The sequence below is a fragment of the Tahibacter aquaticus genome, from assembly GCF_004363655.1.
Lineage (GTDB): Bacteria > Pseudomonadota > Gammaproteobacteria > Xanthomonadales > Rhodanobacteraceae > Tahibacter > Tahibacter aquaticus.
In genome coordinates, this window is the sequence record NZ_SNZH01000008.1 from 164,700 (window position 1) to 184,586 (window position 19,887).

Sequence of the window (19,887 nt, forward strand, 5' to 3'; positions counted from 1 at the left end):
GCAGGCTGCGGCCATCGGCACGCTACTCAGAACGCGTAAGCCAGCGACACCCGCACATTGCGTCCGGGTTCGCTGTAGCGGTCGATGCCGTCGCCGCGCACACCGCCGCGGACGCCGCCCGAGCCATTGGTGACGAAGCGCACGCGCTGCCAGCGGAAATATTCTTCGTCCAGCAGGTTGTAGATGCCGGCATTGAACTTGAGCTTTTCCGTCAGGTATACGGAAGCGAGTATGTCCAGCACGGTGAAGCGGTCGCTCAGGTAGGCCGAGCTGGGCGTGACGGTGCCGTTGGCTGCAGTTTCCACCGCGTCGCCGCGTTGCTTTGCCGCCGAATGGGTGAGGTTGCCGGTCAGGTTCCAGCGCCGCGACGGTGCGTCGTAGCGCAGGCCGAGCACGCCTGAAGCCGGCACGATGCTGGCCAGTGGATCGCCGTTCTGTTTCTCGCCTTCGTTATACGAATAGGCAAAACGCAGGCTCAGGTCACGATTGAGCAGCCAGCGTCCTTCCAGTTCCACACCCGTGACGATGACGCGGCCGGCATTCGCCGGTGTGGTGTATTCGTCGCCATATTCCACCGTACACGTGGTGCCGGCCGCATTGCAGACGCGATAGCCGGTGCCCGGGTTGCGCACGCGCGTGACGTATTCGATGAAGTTCGAATAGCGGTCGCGGTAGACCGACACGCCGAGCAGATGGCCGTCGCCCTGCCAGCGCCAGCCGATCTCGGTATTCAGGCTTTTTTCCGCCTGCAGGTCGGGATTGGCGACCGAATCCCACAGGTCGACTTCCTGGCCGGTCGCATCGACGATGCCTGGCGTGGTGCTGGTGGCGTAGTACAAGTCCTCGACCGTCGGCGCGCGGAAGCCGCGGCCGATCTGTGCCCACAGCGTGTGTTCTGGCGCGATCTTGAAATCGGCGCCGAGCTGCCAGGTTGGCACGGCGAAGCTGACGTCGCCGACCGTGCCGCTGGGGTCCTGGTAGTGCGTATCGGGTCTGGGCTTGTAGTCGTAGTTGTCGTAGCGCAGGCCGGCGCTGAGGCCGAAGCGGCCGCCGGCAATGGCGATGCGCTCGCGTGCGTAGAGGTTCCAGTTGCTCACGTCGGTCTTGGGCACGAAATCCGGATCGACTTCGACCAGGGTCACCTGGCCGGTCTGGCCGACATAACGCGTATCGACCGAGGAGAAATCGGCATCACGCACCTGGTAGCCGGCGCCGTAGAGCAGGGTGTGGCGGGTGCCGCCGCTGTCGAACACCTTGTCGAAATGGATGTTCGTCGCATCCAGCTGCTGGCGGTAGTAGCGGTCTTCGGTGCGGTCGCAGGGGCGCACGCTTTGTGGACAGGTGGAAGAGTTGAACAGCATGTAGGTCAGCCCGCTGCTGTCCTGCTTCTGCTGGTCGTAGCGCCATTCCACCGTATCGAACAGGCGGTTGCCGGCTTTCCATTCGTATTTGACGCCGTAGCGGTCGCGGTCGGATTTGTCGTGGCCGGTGCGCACGTGGTAGCTCGCGTCCAGCCGCGACAATGCTTCACTGTCGACGGTCGAATCGGCGATCTCGGCGATCAGGCCCAGGCGATGTGCGTCGCCGAGCACGAAATCGACCTTGGCCAGCAGGTTGTCGCTCGTGCGTGTGAGCGGGTCGGGCGTGCGCCGGCCCGGCCCGGTCTGGGCGGGCGCATCGTCGAACGACGCGCGCTCATGGCCTTCCCGGCGCGTCAGCACCAGCAGCGATTCGACCCTGCCGCTGCGGTTGGCCAGGGTTGCCGAAGCCAGGGTTTCCTCGCTGTCGCTGGAATAGCCGGCCTTGACGCTGGCGAAGGTGTCGTTGCCCGTGTCGGCCAGGTAGTCGGCAGCATCCTTGGTCACCAGTACCACTGCGCCGCCGAGCGAGCCGCTGCCGGCGGTGATGGAATCGGCACCCTTGATGATTTCTACCGACTTCAGTGCATCGATGTCGACGCCGCCGCGGGTGGAGCGGAAGAAATCGTAGGGCTGGTAGCTGGCCGGGTCCAGCGAATCGCCCAGGCCCAGGCCATCGACCGTGATCGCGACGCGGTCGCTTTCCAGGCCGCGGATAGTGAAGCCGTTGGCGCCGAAGCGGCCGATGTCGATCACGCTGACGCCGGGGATATAGCGCACGGCATCGTCGAAATTCTGCGCGTTCTCGTCGTCGAGTTGCCGCGCGCCGATGAGCTTGACGTTGTTGGTCGCCGACTGGGCCTTGGCCACATCGGCTTCCACATGCACGGTAGTCAGTGCGCTGGCGGCGGGCCCGGGTTCCGGCCCGGCGAGTGCCGCCGCAGGGCTGGTCGATGCGGCCAGGCTCGCCGCGACGGCGAGCGCCAGCAGCGAACGGGTGCAGACAGGATGGGGTCGTTTCATGGGTGTACTCCGCAACAATGGAAAAAATGCTCGGCCCGGCCGCCGTTCGGCGACAGGCTTCCCCTGGCTGCGGAGCAGCCGGCGCGGACGCCGGTGCCTTGCTGGGTGGATGTGGCTCAAGGGGTGCGGGCGGCGCCCAGTTGCAGGCTGACGCGGCCGATCTCGCTCTGGCCCTGGCGGGTGGCCTGGAACGGCACGTTCGACAAAGTGAAGGGCAGTTGCAGCGTCTCGTGTGCGCCGTGTTCGCGCGCGGCTTCGATATGCACGACGTAGTTGCCCGCGGGCAGGGCGCGGCCCTGGTCGTCGCGGCCGTTCCAGTCCAGCGAATAGCGGCCGGCCTTGCGCGTGGCGCGGGCGATGCCGCTCAGGCTGGCCTCGTTGGCGCGGCCGTGCCGGCGCCACCACTGCGGCAGCAGCTGCAGCCAGCGCGTGTTGTCGCCCAGTACGAGCAGCTGGCTCAGGGCCGTGCCGTCGGCGGCGGCGATCCAGATCGCCAGATAAGGCCGCGTGTAGTCGGCCGCATCGATGCGGGGAATCTCGTAGTCGAGGGTGAAGGAAAAACCCGCCGGCCAGGCCGGTTCGCTGCGTGTGTCGGCGCTGAGCAGAGCGTGCCAGCCCGACGAGGCGAAACGCGCGCCGGATTCGGCCACGATCAGTGCCTCCACATTGTCCAGCTTTTCCACCAGGTCGAGGCCTTCGCGTATCGGCAGCACGGTCAATGCCGTGGCCAGTGCATCGGCCGTGGCGGCATCCGGAGCGACGACGACGGACGACGGCGCATAGGCCACCGGCCAGCCGTCGCGCGGCGTGAGGATATGGCTGTAGTGCTTGCGCGCAATGTCCACGCCGCGGCTGGTGTGGCCGCTGGCAGCGATTGCGCGCGAGCGCAATTCCAGCGTGGCAATGGTGCCGCCGTTGTCGCGCGGCATGAGCGGATCGGCGATGCCGACGCGCCAGGGCTTGCCCGCTTGCGCTTCGCCCCAGTAGAACGCGTCGCCGCCGATGTCGATCTTGATGCCGCTCGCCGCCGGTGCCGCGGCACGCGCCTTGTGCAAGGCCTGGTCGATGATCCAGCCCTTGGCCAGGCCGTCGGTCTCGAACTGCAGCCCTGGCGGGCGTTGCAGCGGCGCATCGCCGCCGGCATCGAACCGGGTGCGCTGGATGTCGCCGGCGAGCTTGCGCAGTGCGGCGCGGTCGGGAGGAACTTGTGTAGTTTCAGCGGAACGCCACGTATTCAATAGTTCACCGAGGCGGCAGCTGAATGCATTCGCCGTTGCTGCGCGCCAGCGCTCGCACAGGCGCAGCACATGGCGCAGTTCGGTCGACACGTCCTGTGCGCCTTCGCTGCGATTGAAGCGTGCCAGTTCGCTGTTCTCCTGCCAGACGCTGAGTACTGCATCCAGCCGCGCGATCTCGGCCAGCGCGGCCGCGGCCGCCGCATCGGCCTGTGCCGGCGGTGCACCGGCTACTTGCATGTCGAACGAAGTGCCCAGCACGTTCTCGCGCGGGTAGTGCGCCGGTGGCGCGGCGCCGGCGCTGCCCGAAAAAAGCGCGAGCGCCAGCAGCACGCCGTATAAGGCATGGGTCACGGAAAATTCCTCTGGATGGGACGCGGCAGGGCAAGACGCCGCACGCAGGTGTGCGGTGCGCGCGGCGACGGTTTTCCGGTTTTGCTCGCTATAGGCGGCTTATCGCGGTGAAGCGGCTTTCTCGCGGCTTGCGGCGGCATCCTTGCTCTCGCTGCCGGGCTCGCGCGGCGGCGGCGGTGGATCGTCGCGGCTGACCACGCCGTCCCTGGCGGTGTCGAGGCGGTCGAACATGCGCTGGCCCGAGGCGGTGTATTCGGCCGCGCCGATCTTGTCGTCGGCGTTCGTGTCCAGCGCCTTGAAGCGCACGCCGGACTGCTTGTTCGAGGCCTCGCGGTTCTTCGCGATCTGGCGGTCCAGCCGGTCCTCGAACTCACTCTGGTATTCCTCGGCATCGATGCGGCCGTCGTGGCTGGCATCGGTACGCGCGAAGGCTTCGCCGCGCTGGCGGTCGAATTCCGTCCGCGTCACGGCACCGTCGCCGTCGGCGTCGTAGATCTCCAGCAGGCCGGCACGGGTATGCGTGCTCGGCATCTTCAGCACATCGCGGCGCGGCGGCTTCGCATTGGCCTTTGCGGTCGTTGCGGCCGGCTGCGCGGGGCGTGCCGGTTCGGCGTCGGCGGCGTCTACCTTGCCGTCCTTGTTGGTATCGATATGTACAAAGCCGCGTTCGCCGGAGGCGTCGAACTCGGCCCGGCTGATAAAGCCGTCGGCGTCCTTGTCGACGGAGCGAAAGCGCGTCTGCGTCTGCTCGACCTGGCCCTTGCGCGCGTGGTCGAGTTCGCGGTCGTGCCGGCCCGCGTATTCGCTGACGTATTCGTCGAGGTCGACCTGGCCATCCTTGTTCGCGTCGGTTTCGGCATAGCGCACCTGGCGGAAACTGGCGAATTCCGCCGCGTCGACCTTGCCGTCGCCGTTGCTGTCGTATTGCTCGATGAAGAACGCCGTGGCCTGGGCGCCGTTTTCGTGAGTGGCCGTGCTGGGCTTGTCGGCGGCGATCGATGCCGTGGCAAGGGTGGCGCTCGCACAGGCGAGGGCGGTGATCAGGTGCTTTTTCATGCTGCTGCTCCGCGGGCGCTGGGTTCGATCACTGTTCGAGTACACGGAAGCTCAACGTGTAGTTGAAGCCGTATTCGGGCGCCGTCGCGCCGGCCGGTGCCTTGCCGCGATAGCGGATCAATGCGAGCCAGGTACCGGCCCTGGGCAGGGCAAAGCTGGCCTTGCCGTCAGCGCCGGTAGTCAGCGAGGCAGCGGCTTTCTTGCTTGCCGCGTCGTTGCTGGCGGGGAAAATCTCCACCAGCTGGTTGGCCAGCGGCTTGCCGTCGAAGTGCACGGCGAAATCGAATTTTTCGCCCGTGTACAGATCGCTGGGATGGCTGACGGGAACGAGTTCCAGCCCGCTCGCATACGGCTTCAGCGCGGCCGGCGACGGCGCACCGAGCGTGACATAGGCTTCGGCCAGGCTGACCGACTGGTAGTGGGCCAGCAGCGTGGCCCCGGCCGGCAGGGCCTTGGCCGGGTCGCGCGTGCTTTCCTTCTTGCCGTCGAGTTCCCAGGTGCGGAATACCGCGCCGAGACGGCGGCCGCTGCTGAAGCGGTAGGTGCCTTTGCCGTCGAGCGTGTGCTCGACCACGGCGCGGGTCTTCAGGCGCTGCACGGTATCGACCGGCGATGTCTTGCCGGCCGGATCGATGACGACGAACTCGCTGTTGTCGAACACGACTTCAGGCACGAAAAAGTGTTCGCCGAAGGCGGCGTCGAGCGTGACCAGATCGCCGTTCATCGGTTCGAAGCTGGCCGGAGCCAGGTATGGCGTATGTGCCTGCACGGCGGAAACGGCGAATGCCAGCAGTGCGCCCGCGCACAGCGAAAGCGATTTCATGGTGATGCCCCTGGGTAGTGGCCCGGGCGGAATCGGCTGGGGCAGGAAGCGGGCGAAATTACCTCAAATGCGAATGATTCTCAACTTTACCGGGTGGTCTGCGAACTTCGACGATCGCCGACGTGAATCGCTCGAATGGAATCGGCCGGCTGGATCCGCCGGCTTAACCGGACTCCCACTCGGCGCACGGAAGACTTGGGGTATGCTGCACCGTCGCATTTTTGCCACAGGGGGCGGGCAATGGCATCGGGTCATATTCTGGTTGTCGACGATGAACCCGACATCCGCAGCCTGGTACAGGACATTCTGCAGGACGAGGGTTACCAGGTCAGCGTGGCGGAAAACGCCGCGGCGGCGCGGGAGGTGCGGCGCCAGATCCGGCCGGACGCGATTCTGCTCGACATCTGGATGCCTGGCACGGACGGCATCAGCCTGCTGCGGGAGTGGTCCGAGCGCGGCAGCCTGTCCTGTCCGGTGATCATGATATCCGGCCACGGCACGGTGGAAACCGCGGTCGAGGCAACGCGCCTGGGCGCCTACGATTTTGTCGAGAAGCCGCTGTCGCTGGCCAAGCTGCTGCTGACGGTGGAACGCGCGCTGGAAGCCAGCCGGCTCAAGCGCGAGAACGAAGGACTCAAGCGGCAGGTGCCGGTACCGCTGGAACCGGTCGGTTCTTCCCGCGTGATGCAGTCGCTGCGCACCCAGCTGGAACGCCTGGCCGCGCACGATACCTGGCTGCTGCTCAGCGGCGAGGCGGGCAGCGGCAAGGAATCGCTGGCGCGCTGGCTGCACGAGAAAAGCGCGCGCCGCAGCGGCCCGTTCATCACGGTTGCCTCGGGTTCGATCGCGCGCGACCACGCCGCGCAGACCCTGTTCGGCTCGGAAGAGACCGGTGCGGTGCAGCTGGGCCTGCTGGAACAGGCCAACGGCGGCACCTTGTACCTGGACGAAGTGGCCGAGCTGGATGCGGAACTGCAGCTGCGCCTGTCTTCCACGCTGGAGCGGCGCGCACTGATCCGCTGCGGCGGGCGCGAACCGGTAGGCCTCGACGTGCGCGTGATTGCCGCCACGGCGCAGGACCTGGACAGTCTGGTCGCCGCCGGGCGTTTCCGCGAAGAGCTGTTCTACCAGCTCAAGGTGGTGCCGCTGGCCGTGCCGGCGCTGCGCGAGCGCGTCGAGGATGTGCCGGAACTGCTGCAGTACTACGCCGACTTTTTTTCCAATCGGGATAAGTTGCCTTATCGCATCTTCCCGGTGTCGGTACAGAACCGCCTGCGCAACTACACCTGGCCGGGCAACCAGCGCGAGCTGCGCAACCTGGTGCAGCGCCTGCTGATTCTCGGCGCGGCGCCCGAGGTCGACCTGGCCGAAGTCGAGCAGGCGCTGAGCGGCAGTGCGCCGGCGGCGCGGCCGGTAGCGCTGCGCGGCGAAGGTTTCGACATCGACTACGGCCTGCCCCTGCGCGAGGCGCGCGAGCAGTTCGAGCGCGTCTATCTGCTGCGCCAGCTGCAGGAAACCGGCGGCAGCGTGGGCAAGCTGGCCAAGCTGGTCGGCATGGAACGCACGCATCTGTATCGCAAGCTGCGCGACCTGGGCGTGGATGTGAAGGCTGGCGCGCGCGAGGATTGACGCGTCCGAGGATCTGCGCATGCGCGACTCTGCTCACCTCACCACACAGGCCGATGTGACCGCTGGCAGTGCCGGCGAGGCATTGCCGCTGCGCATAGGGCCGTACGAGATTCTCGGCCTGCTCGGCGAAGGCGCCATGGGCCGCGTCTACCGTGCGCGCGAAGCACAGCCGCCGCGCGAGGTGGCACTGAAAGTGCTGCAGGCGCTGGGCAGTTCGGCGCTGAGCCGCTTTCGCCGCGAAGTGGAAATGCTGGCGCAGCTGGAACACCCGGGCATTGCGCGCCTGTACGCGGCCAGCGACGCTTCCAGCGAGGCCGGCGGTCCGCCCTGGCTGGCGCTGGAATACGTGCGCGGCCACGATCTGCTGCGCCATGCGCGCGAACGCCATCTCGACCTGGATGCGCGCCTGCGCCTGCTGATCGACGTCTGCCGTGCGGTGCATTTCGCCCATGGCCGCGGCGTGATCCACCGCGATCTCAAGCCGGGCAATATCCTGGTCGACGACGACGGCCAGCCCAAGGTGCTGGATTTCGGCATTGCCCGCCTGGCCGACGGCTGGTCGCGCGATGTCACCCAGCTGGGCCAGGTGCTGGGCACCGTGCCGTACATGAGCCCGGAGCAGCTGTCCGGCCACAGCGCCCAGGTGGATGCGCGCAGCGATGTCTATGCGCTCGGCTGCATCGCCTACGAGCTGATCGGCGGGCGCCTGCCGCATCCGCAGTTGTCCACGTCTACACTTTTCGAGGCCATCGACATCGTGCGCCACCAGGCGCCCGAGCCGCTGGGCCGCCTGGCCGCCGCGGCGCGCGGCGATCTGGAGACGGTGGTAATGAAGGCGCTGGCGGGCGAGCCGGCGCAGCGCTACAGCTCGGCCGCGGAATTCGCTGCCGACCTGGAGCGGGTACGCGCGCACCGGCCGGTGGAAGCCAGGCCGCCGACCCTGGGCTATCTGCTCGCGCGCTTCGTGCGCCGCCATCGCCTGGCCAGTGCCGCTGCGGCATTCAGCCTGCTGGCACTGGTCGCGGCCAGCGTGGTGTCGCTGCGCCTGGCCTGGTCCGAAGCGGCGGCGCGGCGCGAAGCCGAGGCACGCGCGGCGGAAGCCGGCGCGGTCAACGGCTTTCTCGAACGCATGCTGGTCAGCGCCGATCCCGAGCGCAGCCAGAACGACCTGACCGTGCGCAGTGTGCTCGATGCCGCCCAGGCTGAACTGGGCCAGGCCGGCCTGCCGCCGCTGGCGGCGGCACGGGTCAGCCTGACCCTGGCCACCAGCCTGCTGCGCCTGGGCGAGACGGCGCGCGCGGAACAGCTGTTCGGCCAGTCCCTGCAGTCGCTGGATCCCGCCGCGCCTCTGGCGCTGCGCGATGCCTTGCAGGTCGGCCAGGCGCGCGCACTGTATACGCAGCAGAAGTACGCCGCGGCCGATGCGCTGCTGCTGCCGCTGCTGCAGCGCACAGATCCACCTCTGGAAAAATCCATCGCGATCGACGCGCGCCTGGCCCAGGCCGAAGGCCTGCTCGCCCAGGGCAAGTCGGCAGTGGCGGAAGAGCTGCTGCGGCCCCTGCTCAAGGATGCGCAGACGCAACTGGGCGAAAGCCATGCCCTGAGCCTGGCGATCAGCCAGAACCTCGGCTCCACCCTGCGCCTGGCCGGCCGCTACGACGAAGCCATCGCCCTGGCCCAGGCCACCCTGGCCGCACACCTGGCCAAGGGCGGTGCCGAGCATCCGCAGACCTTGAAGACGCGCAGCCTGCTCGGCGCCCTGTACGAACTGAAAAATGACGATGCCGCGGCCGAGGCGGAATTCCGTGGCGTGCTGGAAGTGCGCACGCGTGTACTTGGCGCGGCCCATCCGGAAACCACCAACGCCATGCAGGCGCTGGCCTCGTTCCAGGTACGCCGCGGCGAGCTGGATGCGGGCATTGCGCTGATCCACGACGTGCTGGAAGCGCGCCGCCTGCGCGGCGAGGACAGCACGCCGAACAATCTGCTCGCGCGCAACGTGCTGGCCTATGCGCTGGAAGACCAGGGCCGCCTGGCCGAAGCCGAGGCCGAGCTGCGCCGCGTCGTTGCGGCGCAGAGCCGCGACGGCGGCCCGGCCAATGCCGAGGCGATAGGGCCGCGCAATAACCTGGCCATGCTGCTGCTCAAGCAGAAGCGTCCGGCCGATGCGCTGGTGGAATTCGACGCATTGGATAAATGGATGCAGGCCAACCTGCCTGCCGGCCATCCGTATTTCGCCATCTTCGCCAGCAACCGCGGCGAGTGCCTGGCCCAGCTGGGGCGCTGGCAGGAGGCGCGCGCCGTGCTGGAAGGCGCGCACGCGGCGCTGGCGCAGAAATTCGGTCCGGCCCACGAGCGCACCCGTACCGCGGCCAGCCGTCTTGCGGCGGTCTACCGCCAGCTCGGCGAACACGCCAGGGCGGCGGCGCTGGACCCGGTCAAGGCCTCGTGACGGCGGCGCTGCTGGCGCTGTTCGGCGGGCTGCTGTTTGCGCTGGCGCTCAGCTGGCGGCGCGAGCGGCGTGCACACCAGTCCACCCTGCGCGCGCTGGAACGCGAGCGCAGTGCGCGCGAACGCGAGATCGGCGAACAGGCCGCCGCGCAGGAGCGCGAGCGCATCTACCACGACCTGCACGACGACCTGGGCGCCAAGCTGCTCGGGCTGATCCATGGCGCGACCACGCCGCAGCAGGCCGACCAGGCGCGCGCGCTGCTGCAGGATCTGCGCGACACGGTCAGCCGTTCCCGCGGCACGCCGGGCACCCTGGGCGACGTGCTGGCGGATATCCGCAGCGAGGCACGCCAGCGCCTGGCCGCGGCTCAGATGGAACTGAACTGGGTGGAGAGCGGCGAGCTGCCCGATCCGCCCCTGCGCAGCGAGCAGTCGTTGCATCTGCACCGCATCGTGCGTGAGGCGATCAGCAATGCGATACGCCATGCCCAGGCGGCGTCGCTGCGCGTGCGCGTCGCCTGCCGCGGCAACGAACTGCGCCTGGAGCTGACCGACGACGGCCACCGCCGCGTCGGCGAAGGCCGCGGCACGCAGGGCATGCGCCAGCGCGCACAGGAACTGGACGGCGACATCCGCTGGACCGAAGGCACCGCCGGCGGCACCAAGGTGGTGCTGGTGTTTCCGCTGCCCGCCGCGGCAGGATAGGCGCATGACGATGCCGCAACGCGCCCTGGTCGTGGACGATCTCGCCGGCAGCCGCGCCTGGCTGGGGCGTGCGCTCGATCTGGCCTTTCCCGGTATCGAGGTTCAGCAGGCCAGCAACCTGGCCGAAGGCCTGGGCCTGATTGATCCGCCGCCACCGCTGGCCCTGATCGACCTGGGCCTGCCCGACGGCAGCGGCGTGCAGCTGATCGAAGCCTTGCGCGCGAAATCGGCGCAGACCCTGTGCATCGTCGCCACCGTGTTCGATGACGACGCGCACCTGTTTCCGGCCCTGCGCGCCGGCGCCGAAGGCTATGTGCTGAAGGACCAGTCGCACGAGGCACTGGCCGAGATGCTGCGCGGCATCGCGGCCGGCCAGCCGCCGCTGTCGCCATCGATCGCGCGGCGCCTGCTGCGCCATTTCCAGCCCTTGCCGCAGCCCGCGCCGATTGCCGCCGCAGAAGTGCTGACGGCGCGCGAGACCGATGTGCTGCGCCTGATCGCCAAGGGCCTGACCCTGGCCGAGGCGGCAGGCCTGCTCGATCTGTCGCGGCATACCGTGGCCGGCTATCTCAAGGCGATCTACCGCAAGCTCAGCGTGAATTCGCGCGCCGAGGCCGCGCTGGAAGCCACCCGGCGCGGCTTGGTCAATTACTGAAACCGCGGCGCGGCCGCGGCTTCAGCCGTCGTTGCTCAGGCGCGGCGCCAGCTGAACAAGCCGCAGCCGGCCAGCAGCAGCGCCATCAGCAGCATGCCCAGCCGATCCAGTGCCGGCACCGGCACCGCCGGCGTGCCCGTGCCCGCGCCGCCGCCGACCTGGGCCGAGCCGAAGCCGTCCACGTAGACATAGCCGGCGTGGCCGCCGAGCGAGCAGTCGGCGCCGATCACGGTCAGTTCGATCTGCTGGCCGACCGTGCCGGCCGGCAGCACCGCATCGACATTCTGGAAAGGGAGAAATTTCCACGTACCCGTGCCCTGCTGGAAGGTGACGCCGGGCTGGCCGGAATAGGCGAACTGTTCGAACAGCACGCTGTTGTCGGCGACGTTGCGCACCACGACGTAGAAGTACGGCTGTTCTTCCGGCGAGTGCGACGGATCGTCCAGCACCGGTGCGAACGAGAAGCGCAGGTGCGGCAGGCCGTCGGCCGGATCGATGTCGGCCGCGGTGACGGTGTCGGTCTGGCGCAGCGTGGTGACGATGGCGTTGGTGCCTTCGTCGTTGATCTTGGCGGTATAGCGGCCGACGCGGGGCAGGACGATGCCCGGTGCGCGCGGATCGGCGGTGGCGCCGACCAGGCTGGCCGGACCGGTGGCGCCTGGGTTGATCTGCACGCTGGCGCCGGTGAAGGGCGGAGCGCCGGCCAGGCCGGGATTGGTGCCGCCGCCCAGGGTCCAGCCGGCGAAACTGTTTTGTTCGAAGCCGCCGTTGGTAAACACGGCCTCGCTGGCGCTGGCGCAGACCAGCAGGGAAACGGCGGCAATCAGGCGAAAGCGGTTACGCATGACATCTCCAGAAACACGGGCCGCGCTGGCGGCGTTAGGGAACACAAGGAATTCAGTCGACGGCCCGGGCCAGGCTGCTGCCGGCCACCAGGCGCACACCCGGTATGGCCTGCTGCGCCGCGGCGAGCAGGGCGGCACGCTCGTTCGGCGGCGCGTCGTGCATAAGGTCGAAGGCCAGGGCGAACTGGCGCTGCGGCCCGAGTTCGGCCGCGCGCAGGCTGCGGGCAATGCAGGCATGCCGCTGCAGGCAGGCGCTTTCGTGGACGCGCAGCACCTGGGCGCGCCAGTGTTCGACCTGGGCGGCGCTGGTACCGGCAGCAAATACCGCCACGTAGTCGAAGCGCGTCTGCGTGCCGATGGCCTCGCTGTCGCCGCGCGGCTCGCGCAGGCCGGCAACGGCATACACGGCCAGCGCCGCAGCGGCGAGCAGCAGCAAGGCACCCATGGCGCGGCGGATTCGGCGCGACAACGCCCGTTGCGGCCGGTTGGCCGGCAGGCTCAGTGGCATAGCCATCGGATTTCCCCTGTGAGCAGCAGCGCTCGATTGCGAAACGCTGCCGTATGCAGGGAATGGTAGAAATATGTGACGCAGTTCCGTACCCCGCATTCAGGGGGTAGGGAAAGAATTCCTCAGTACCGCGTCACTTTTCCGCTGCGCCAGCGCCACGACCGCCGTCGAAACGTCTGCACGCAGGGAGCGGGCGCAGGTCCGAGGATTCCTGGCCCCGCTCAGCGCAGGGAAAAGGAACAGACCTGTTGCGTATCCATGTCCAGATGCAGCAGGCGGCCGCGGCCATCGACCCAGAGCAGCTGCGCGCCGCGATGGCAGACCTGGGCGGTGGGGCCCGGCCAGTCCAGCTGCAGCACGCATTGCGGATCGTCGAAGCGGAAGATCCGGTAGTGCAGCGCCTCGCCGCCGCTCAGTGCGGCCAGCACCATGCTGTCGAGCAGCAGGTTGGCGCAATGCGATACCGCGGCCAGCGGGTCGGTCAGGGCGAAGGTTGCCGGTGCAGGCGGCGCCGGGCAGTTCGTGTAGCGCAGCTGCAGTGCGCCCTGGCTATCGCGCTCCAGCGCGGCTTGCCGCACTGCGCGGCGGAACAGCAGCGGTTGCTGCTGTGGATCGGGATCGACGCGCTGGCGCACTGCCAGGCGCCGCTGCGTTCCTTCGTAGCACCAGTGCTCGAAACCCTGCGGCGTGTGCACGAGGTAGCTTTCGTTGTCGCCGTCGAAGCTGACCACGCCGATCAGGCCCGGCGTTTCCACCTGCCACAGCACGTTCAGCTCGCTGTTGGCGGTATCCAGCTGCTGGATCTCGCGGCTGCTGCAGACGCTCCAGCGCAGGCCGTCGAAACGCCGGTTGAAGCGTTGCAGCGGCAGCTCGCCCAGGTCGCTCATGCGCTGGTTGACCAGGTCCAGCCGGGTCACGCGCATGCGGTTCTCGCGCCGGGCAACGGCCAGGGCGACACGGCCGTTGTCGGCCATCACCAGGTCATGCGCCGGCACCGCATAGCGCTGCAGGGTCTGGCCGCTGGCATCGACCACGGCGGCGCCGATTTCGCCGAGGGCGACCAGATAACGCCCGGGCGCGAGGAACGCTGCGTCGCTGATGCCGTGCAGGCCGGCGGCAGGCGGCTGCACCAGCAGTGGCCTCTTGCGTTTCAGCAGTGGCTGGACAGTGCCCGCATGCGGCAGCTGCCAGCCCGGCAGATCGGCGTCGAGCACGCGGTCGCGGGCGCGCGTACGCAGCCGGTCCAGCTCTTTTCCACTCAGGGAATTCTGGTTTTGTGCACGATCGGCAGCCAGCGCCGGCAGCAGCAGCGCAGTCAGCCGACTCAAGGCTTCGTTCTGTTGCGGCGATGCCAGCAGCATCTGCGCAACAGCGGCACGTTCGGCCGGCGCGCTGGCCGGGTCGGCCAGCGTATCCAGCCGTGCCGCCTGCCGGGCCAGCGAATCGGGCAGCACGATGGCGCGCTGTACCAGGGCGCGCGCGCCGAATACGGCACCGGCGGCTTCGGCGGCGGTCAGCCAGCGCGTGGCTTCGTCGTGCATGTCGGCCAGCGGCCAGACCGCATCCACGGCGAGCAGCCATTCGCCACGCACGACCAGGCTGCGGCCCCATTCGCGGCGCAGTTCGCCGGCCAGTTCCGCATGGCTGTCCTGCAGCAGCGCCACCGCGTCGGCGAACGCGTTGTCGCGCCGCGCCACCAGCAGCGCGCGGCGCGTGTCGCCGGCCAGCAGCAACAGCCGCACGATGCTGCCCGCCGGCATGTCCCAGCCCAGCGCGAGTTCCGCTGCCTGCACGGCGCGGTCGTGGCGCAGCAGATAGTCCAGCGCTTCCTGGCGCGCGTTCAGCAGCTCGGCCAGTACGAATACAGCTTCGTCGACGCGGCCGGCGCGGTCCAGGCGCTGGAACGCCTGGCGGTAGAGCTGGCGCAGGTGTTCGCGCAGCTGCGCCGGCAGGCCGATGCCGGTACTCGCGCCCAGGCCGCTGCTCAGGCTCAATTCCGTCCGCCGTCCCGGCGCGCCGAACGACTGGCCCAGCGATGCGTCGGCCTTGCCGTCCAGCGGCAGGGCATGGCGCAGCGCTTCGTCCAGGTCTTGCCTGTCGAACAGGTCCAGCAGGCGGCGCAGATAGATGCCCTGGCGCCAGCCGACCAGGCGGGCCGCGCCGCTCAGCGTCGCCATCTTTGCCAGCCAGTGGCGCCAGGCCTGGGGCACTGACTTGCTGCGCCGCTGTGCCAGCGCGCCGCCATCGTGCGGCGGGGTGGCGGTGTCTGAGGCGGTGCGCGCCAGCCAGCCCAGCGCGCGTTGCAGCAGGCCGGGCCTGCGCGGCGCATGGGCGGACTGGCGCTGCCGCAGGGACTGGAAGAATTTCTGCACGCCGGCGCTGGGCGGCGGAATTTTCTTGTCGAGGATGTCGCGCAGCGCCTTGCCCATCGGCGGCGGCGTGCGTTCCCGCGGCGCCGGTGCGAATTCGAAGGTTTCGTGCAGGGCGTAGTCGTTCAATGCGATATGCCGCGACAGATCCAGCGGCACGCCGTCGCTCAGGCGCAATGCCTGTACCTGGGCGCCGCCGATCAGACCGAGGTCGGCTCCGGCGAGCCTGCGGCGTTCGTCGTCGCGCAGCGGTCCGCTGAGCAGGGTGCCGTCGACGCGGCACAGCGGCAGGCCCTGGCCCTGGGCGCAATCGCGCCAGTGTGGCTGGGCAAAGCAGAGCAGGTCGCCCGCGTTCAAGCGCAGCGCCTGGGCCCGCGGCTGCCAGGCGGCCAGCAGCAGCTGTTCGCGCTGCGCTGCGGTATACAACTGCGCATCGAACCACAATGCCGCCACGCGCTGGTGGCCCTGCCATAGCGGCTGGCGTACCGGGCTGTTCATGCGTCGCTGCCCAGGTGCAGCAGCAGGCGCTGCGAGGCCACGTCGATCAGCAGCAGCTCGCGCCGGGCATTGATCAGGGCTACGCGTTCGCCGTTGTCCGATAACGCGGCATGCTGGATCTCCACGTCGGACAGATGAATCTCCTGCGCCTGCGGCGTATACACGTGCAGGCGGCGCCGGGACGCATCCAGCCCCAGCGGCGCGTAGGTCTGCGGCGCCTGCGGGTTGACCGCCAGGCCGACGATGCGTACCTGCTCGGGCGTGCTCGCTTCGCCCGGTTGGAATTTGCCTTTTGCATAATGCAGCAATTTCCAGTGCGATGGGCCGTTGCTGCCGCGCAGGCTTGCGTAGGCGCAGCTGCCGTTCCAGCCGTCGTCCTCCAGCCGCCCGGCCAGGAAGGCCGTGTCGGCCGCATGCACGGTCGAGGTGCGTGCCAGCAGTTTGCGCGGCCCCTGCAGCGGGATGTGCTGCAGTTCGATCTGTCCGGCGCCGGCGATCGCCACGATGGCCTGGTCGGTTGCTGCATCGTGCAGGGCCAGCACCTGGCGCGTCAGCGCCGTGGCGTGGTTTGTCGCGCCGCGCGGCCAGGACGAGGTCCAGTCGGCCAGGTTACCCGCGTGATCGAGCAGTAGAAGGCGATTGCCAGCCTGCGCGTTGCCGATCGGCGACTGCAGCAGGCCGCGCAGCCAGCGGCCCTGGCCGGTGGCTGCTTTGAATTCCTCCGGCGGGGGGCGCGACCAGGCCTTGAAACCGCCGAGTTTCCAGCCGCGCAGATGACCGTCGACAGACAACACGCCGCCGATGCGGCCATCGTTGAAGACAGCGCCGATCAGGCTGGCATTGCGGCGCCATTGCTGCGACGACAGGCTTGCCGCGGCGCCGCTGCGGTCGGACAGCTGTACCAGCAGCAATTCGTTGCCGCCGAGCAGCGCTACGGCCAGGCGCTGGCCGCTGCGGTCCAGCAGCGGCGGCTGGGTCAGCGCAATGCGATGGCCGGCCGACTTCACGGCGGCCTTGCGCGCTGCCGCCACGCCGGTGAATTCGCCGCGCAGCAGGCGTACCGCGGCGCGGGGCGGCAGCGGCGGCAGCACCGCCTCGCGCTGCGCCCGGGCACTGGCCATGCACAGCGCGACGCTGCCGTCGAGACAGCGGCGCAGCTGCACGGTATGCGTAGCGGGCAGTTCCTGCGGCTGGTCGGATACCACCCAGCATTCCGCCGGGGCCTGCGGCAAGTGCGCCAGTTCTACGCGCCAGAACGCCGCCATGTCGGCGTCCGCCGTCTGCCATTGGCGTTGCGTCAGCAGCTGTTGCAGATCGCTGGCCTGGCTCAGCCCGTGCATTGTCCTGCTGCCTTGCAGGCTGCCCCAGCCGAACTGGGCGCCCAGGCGTTCGGCGCGCTGGGCCAGCAGTATCGCCAGCGCCAGCTGCACCAGGCGCGGTGCGCCGAGCTGGCCGGGGCCGCTGTCGAACAATGCAACAATGTGCAGTCTGCTGCGCGGCCGCACCAGGCGCGGACTGAGAAACACGTGTTCACCGGCAATCGCGCGGCGCAGGAACTCGTCCGGTTCGGCCTCGGCCAGCGCCCATTCGCTGAGCAGCAGGCGTTCGTAGCTGCCGCGCCGGCGCAGGTCGTCGATGCCGTCGGGAATGGCGTCGCCCCGGCTTTCCCGCGCGTGCAGCGGTGCCAGCAGCGGCTGCAGCCGGCGCAGCAGGTCGCCCAGTGCCGCCGCCAGTTCGTCGTCGAACCAGGCCAGGTACTGGCGCCAGGGCAGTAGCGGCGAAGGCAGGTGCTGCACGTTCAGGCCCAGCGTGCGGCGATGGCCGCCAGCAGCTCGGCGCTGGCCGGCTGCAGCCGGTCCAGCGGCACGATCTGCGCCGGCGCCGGCAGCAGCAGGTAGGCACGGCGGCCATGGCGTTGCTGGATTGCGTGCTGCAGCAGGTCCAGCGCCACTTCCGGACGCTGCGCCGTCGGCAGCCACAGGCTGGGGCAATGCGGCCGCGGCGCGGCATAGATCGCGCCTTCGCACCAGGGCAAGGTGTCGCTGCTGCCGCAGAGCAGCAGCAGATCGGCATGCGCCGCCAGCAGCCAGTCGGTGCCGGCCTGGTCCAGTCGCGCCATCGCCAGGCGATGCAGTTCGCGCGCGGCCGCGCCCGAGGCCAGTACGGCCTGGGCCGGCGGCGGTTCGGCTTCGGCCTGCCACGACCAGTTCATCCCAGATTGGCCAGCAGCACGGCCAGCTTGCGCCGCAGCGCGGCCAGTTCCGCCGGCAGCGCCCCGGTGGCGAAATTCGCATCGATCTCGCGCAATACCGCTTCCACGCGGCCGGCCTCGATCGCTTCGTCGGCGAGGCAGTGCTGCGCCGCTTCGGCCAGGCGGGCGATCCGCGAAGGCGGCTGCAGCGAAGCGGCTTCGACCGCCGCGCGCAAGGTCGGATTGGCTGCCGCAGCCAGGCTGTCGCGCAGTACATCCTGCGCCGCCAGCTGCGCTTCGCGCGTCGGCAGTACATAGAACAGCGGCCACAGATCCTGCGCCTGCGCCACTTCGCGCCCGGCCAGTACCGTGGCCGCGGCGATCAGCCGCTGCGCCTTGACGATGCGCCGGTCCGACAGGTTCAGCCCCGCGCCGCGCAGCTGGCGTAGCGCATTGGCCAGTGCCGGACGCACGCCCTCCATCTGCACCTGCAGCACGCGCTGGCTGAGCAGGTCCAGGTCGGCCAGGTCGGCGCAATGGCCCGGCGCCTGCTGCTCTGCCGCCCAGCCGCCGGCGAGCAGCGCTTCCAGCTGGTGATCGGGCACCGCATCGATGAACACATGAATGAGAAAGCGGTCGGCGAACGCGGCCAGCGAGTCGTCCTCGGGCAGCGCATTGGCCGCGCCGACGCACACCCGCAGCGGACAGGCGATATGCGTGTGACCGCGGCGGAAGCGGCGTTCGTTGAGTACGCCGAGCAGGGTATTCAGGATGGCGGTGGAGCCGAGGAAAACCTCGTCCAGGAAAGCCACCTCGGCTTCGGGCAGCATGCCGCTGACGTCGGTCTCGACGGTGCCCTCGCGCAGCTTGCGCAGGTCGACGGCGCCGAACAGCTCGCTGGGTTCGGTGAAGCGGCCAAGGAGGTATTCGAAATAGCGCCCGCCGATCGCTCGGGCCACGCGGCGTACTACCGCGCTCTTGGCCGTGCCGGGCGGGCCGATGATCAGCAAGTGTTCCTGCGCTACCGCGGCCAATACGATGAGTTCGGCCAGTTGTTCGCGGCCGATCAGCCCGGCTGTGGCGGAGTGGGCCAGCTCGCGCAGGCGCGCGGCGGCCGTTGGAATGGTGTTAGGCATGGATAAGCAATCGCAATCGGAACAAAAACCGGCGCATGCTGCGGGCGCTGCCGGACGGCAGTGAGCCAGGGCGCTGCGCGACGAAACCCGGTCAGTACAGGGGCCGTCACCGCATCACCGTCGCGGCAAGCAGACCCCGAACACCTCAGCCGCGCCAGTACGGATTGGGCTCGTGCGGATCGGGGCGGAACTGGAAACGCTTGTAGTGCCACTGGTATTGCTCGAAGGCCAGGCGTACGCACGCTTCCACGCCCTGGTTCAGTGCACTCACGGCGGTATGCAGGTTTTCCGCGCCGATCTCCGCTGGAGCGGCGCGAAAGCGGATGCGATAGCCACCGCCCCGGGGCAGGCGCTCGGCAAAGGCAAACAGCACGGTCGCGCCGGTGCGCTGGGCCAGGCGCGACACCAGCACCATGGTCAGGGCTGGTACGCCGAAGAACGGCGCGAACTCGCCGTCGCCCTGCTTGGGCTGCTGGTCGGGCAGGATGCCGACGGTGCCGCCGGCCTGCAGCCGCTTGTACAACGTGCGCACGCCGGCACCTTCGGCGCGTACCTGCTCGGGCTTGAGCGCGCCGCGGGCCTTGACCAGCAGTGGTTCCAGCGCCGGGTTGCGCGGCGGCCGGTAGACGATGGCCAGGTCGGTGCGGCTGCACAGCCAGAAGTTCAGCAGCTCCCAGCAACCCAGGTGCGGCGCCGCCACGATCAGGCCGCGGCCAGAGGCCTGCGCGGCCTGAAACAGTTCTTCACCATCGACTTCGCGCACCAGCGCCAGCGCCGTTTCTGGCCCGGCGCCCCAGATTTTGGCGATCTCGGTAATCGATTTACCGGTTTCCCGCAGCGTGCGGCGCGCCGTGGCCTGACGCTGACTGGCATCGAATTGCGTATTCACCAGGGCGAGATTCACCTCGGTATGGTGGCGCAGCTGGCTGCCGGACCACCAGAACAGCTGGCCCAGCAGTGCTCCCAGTCCATGCAGCAGGCGTAGCGGCAGCCGCCCGGACAGGCGCAACAGGAAATACAGAATGGCGAGTGAGGTAGACATGCGAACCGC

At 68.9% G+C, this 19,887-nt stretch carries 15 protein-coding genes; 4 read left to right on the forward strand and 11 right to left on the reverse strand.

All coding sequences use genetic code 11. The annotated features are described in order from the left end of the window. Positions 1-26: 26 nt before the first annotated feature. From DFR29_RS14590 to DFR29_RS14605, 4 genes are all read right to left on the reverse strand, one after another. The gene (locus DFR29_RS14590; protein WP_133819353.1) at positions 27-2,381 is read right to left on the reverse strand and encodes a TonB-dependent hemoglobin/transferrin/lactoferrin family receptor; all 2,355 of its coding nucleotides are present in this window, start codon (positions 2,379-2,381) and stop codon (positions 27-29) included. A gap of 116 nt (positions 2,382-2,497) precedes the next feature. Further along, positions 2,498-3,970, reverse strand: a complete 1,473-nt coding sequence (locus DFR29_RS14595) for a DUF2271 domain-containing protein (RefSeq protein WP_133819354.1) — start codon at positions 3,968-3,970, stop codon at positions 2,498-2,500. Positions 3,971-4,069: 99 nt separating this feature from the next. After that, positions 4,070-5,026, reverse strand: a complete 957-nt coding sequence (locus DFR29_RS14600; RefSeq protein WP_133819355.1) for an EF-hand domain-containing protein — start codon at positions 5,024-5,026, stop codon at positions 4,070-4,072. A 28-nt stretch (positions 5,027-5,054) separates the two neighbouring features. Then, positions 5,055-5,849 (reverse strand): DUF4198 domain-containing protein, encoded by a 795-nt coding sequence (locus DFR29_RS14605; protein ID WP_133819356.1) that lies wholly within the window; start codon positions 5,847-5,849, stop codon positions 5,055-5,057. 240 nt (positions 5,850-6,089) lie between these two features. On the opposite strand from DFR29_RS14605, the gene DFR29_RS14610 reads away from it, so the two are divergent. From DFR29_RS14610 to DFR29_RS14625, 4 genes are read left to right on the forward strand one after another with little or no spacing between them, the layout of a single operon-like run. Continuing rightward, positions 6,090-7,478: a sigma-54-dependent transcriptional regulator gene (locus DFR29_RS14610; protein WP_133819357.1), complete on the forward strand. Its 1,389-nt coding sequence runs from the start codon at positions 6,090-6,092 to the stop codon at positions 7,476-7,478. A gap of 19 nt (positions 7,479-7,497) precedes the next feature. After that, positions 7,498-9,930, forward strand: coding sequence for a serine/threonine-protein kinase (locus DFR29_RS14615; RefSeq protein WP_133819358.1), 2,433 nt, complete (start codon positions 7,498-7,500; stop codon positions 9,928-9,930). After that, the gene (locus tag DFR29_RS14620) at positions 9,927-10,634 is read left to right on the forward strand and encodes a sensor histidine kinase (RefSeq protein WP_166654100.1); all 708 of its coding nucleotides are present in this window, start codon (positions 9,927-9,929) and stop codon (positions 10,632-10,634) included. The genes DFR29_RS14615 and DFR29_RS14620 overlap by 4 nt, the downstream gene beginning before the upstream one ends. A gap of 4 nt (positions 10,635-10,638) precedes the next feature. After that, positions 10,639-11,289, forward strand: a complete 651-nt coding sequence (locus DFR29_RS14625; protein WP_133819359.1) for a response regulator — start codon at positions 10,639-10,641, stop codon at positions 11,287-11,289. A 35-nt stretch (positions 11,290-11,324) separates the two neighbouring features. Here the strand turns inward: DFR29_RS14625 and DFR29_RS14630 are convergent, their stop codons facing one another. The 7 genes from DFR29_RS14630 to DFR29_RS14660 form a co-directional block, all read right to left on the reverse strand. Continuing rightward, entirely contained in the window at positions 11,325-12,134 is an 810-nt protein-coding gene (locus tag DFR29_RS14630) for a hypothetical protein (protein WP_133819360.1), read from the reverse strand. A gap of 52 nt (positions 12,135-12,186) precedes the next feature. Then, complete coding sequence (locus tag DFR29_RS14635; RefSeq protein ID WP_133819361.1) at positions 12,187-12,648, reverse strand: hypothetical protein; 462 nt, start codon at positions 12,646-12,648, stop codon at positions 12,187-12,189. Positions 12,649-12,863: 215 nt separating this feature from the next. Then, positions 12,864-15,509, reverse strand: coding sequence for a bpX6 domain-containing protein (locus DFR29_RS14640; RefSeq protein ID WP_133819362.1), 2,646 nt, complete (start codon positions 15,507-15,509; stop codon positions 12,864-12,866). After that, positions 15,506-17,305: a hypothetical protein gene (locus DFR29_RS14645; RefSeq protein WP_133819363.1), complete on the reverse strand. Its 1,800-nt coding sequence runs from the start codon at positions 17,303-17,305 to the stop codon at positions 15,506-15,508. Before DFR29_RS14645 ends, DFR29_RS14640 begins: the two co-directional genes overlap by 4 nt. 2 nt (positions 17,306-17,307) lie before the next feature. Next, a complete protein-coding gene (locus DFR29_RS14650) occupies positions 17,308-17,721 on the reverse strand; it encodes a bpX5 domain-containing protein (protein WP_133819364.1) in 414 nt (137 codons plus the stop codon). Next, entirely contained in the window at positions 17,718-18,836 is a 1,119-nt protein-coding gene (locus tag DFR29_RS14655) for an AAA family ATPase (RefSeq protein ID WP_133819365.1), read from the reverse strand. The genes DFR29_RS14650 and DFR29_RS14655 overlap by 4 nt, the downstream gene beginning before the upstream one ends. Before the next feature lie 145 nt (positions 18,837-18,981). Next, a complete protein-coding gene (locus tag DFR29_RS14660; protein ID WP_133819366.1) occupies positions 18,982-19,878 on the reverse strand; it encodes an LpxL/LpxP family acyltransferase in 897 nt (298 codons plus the stop codon). Positions 19,879-19,887: the final 9 nt, after the last annotated feature.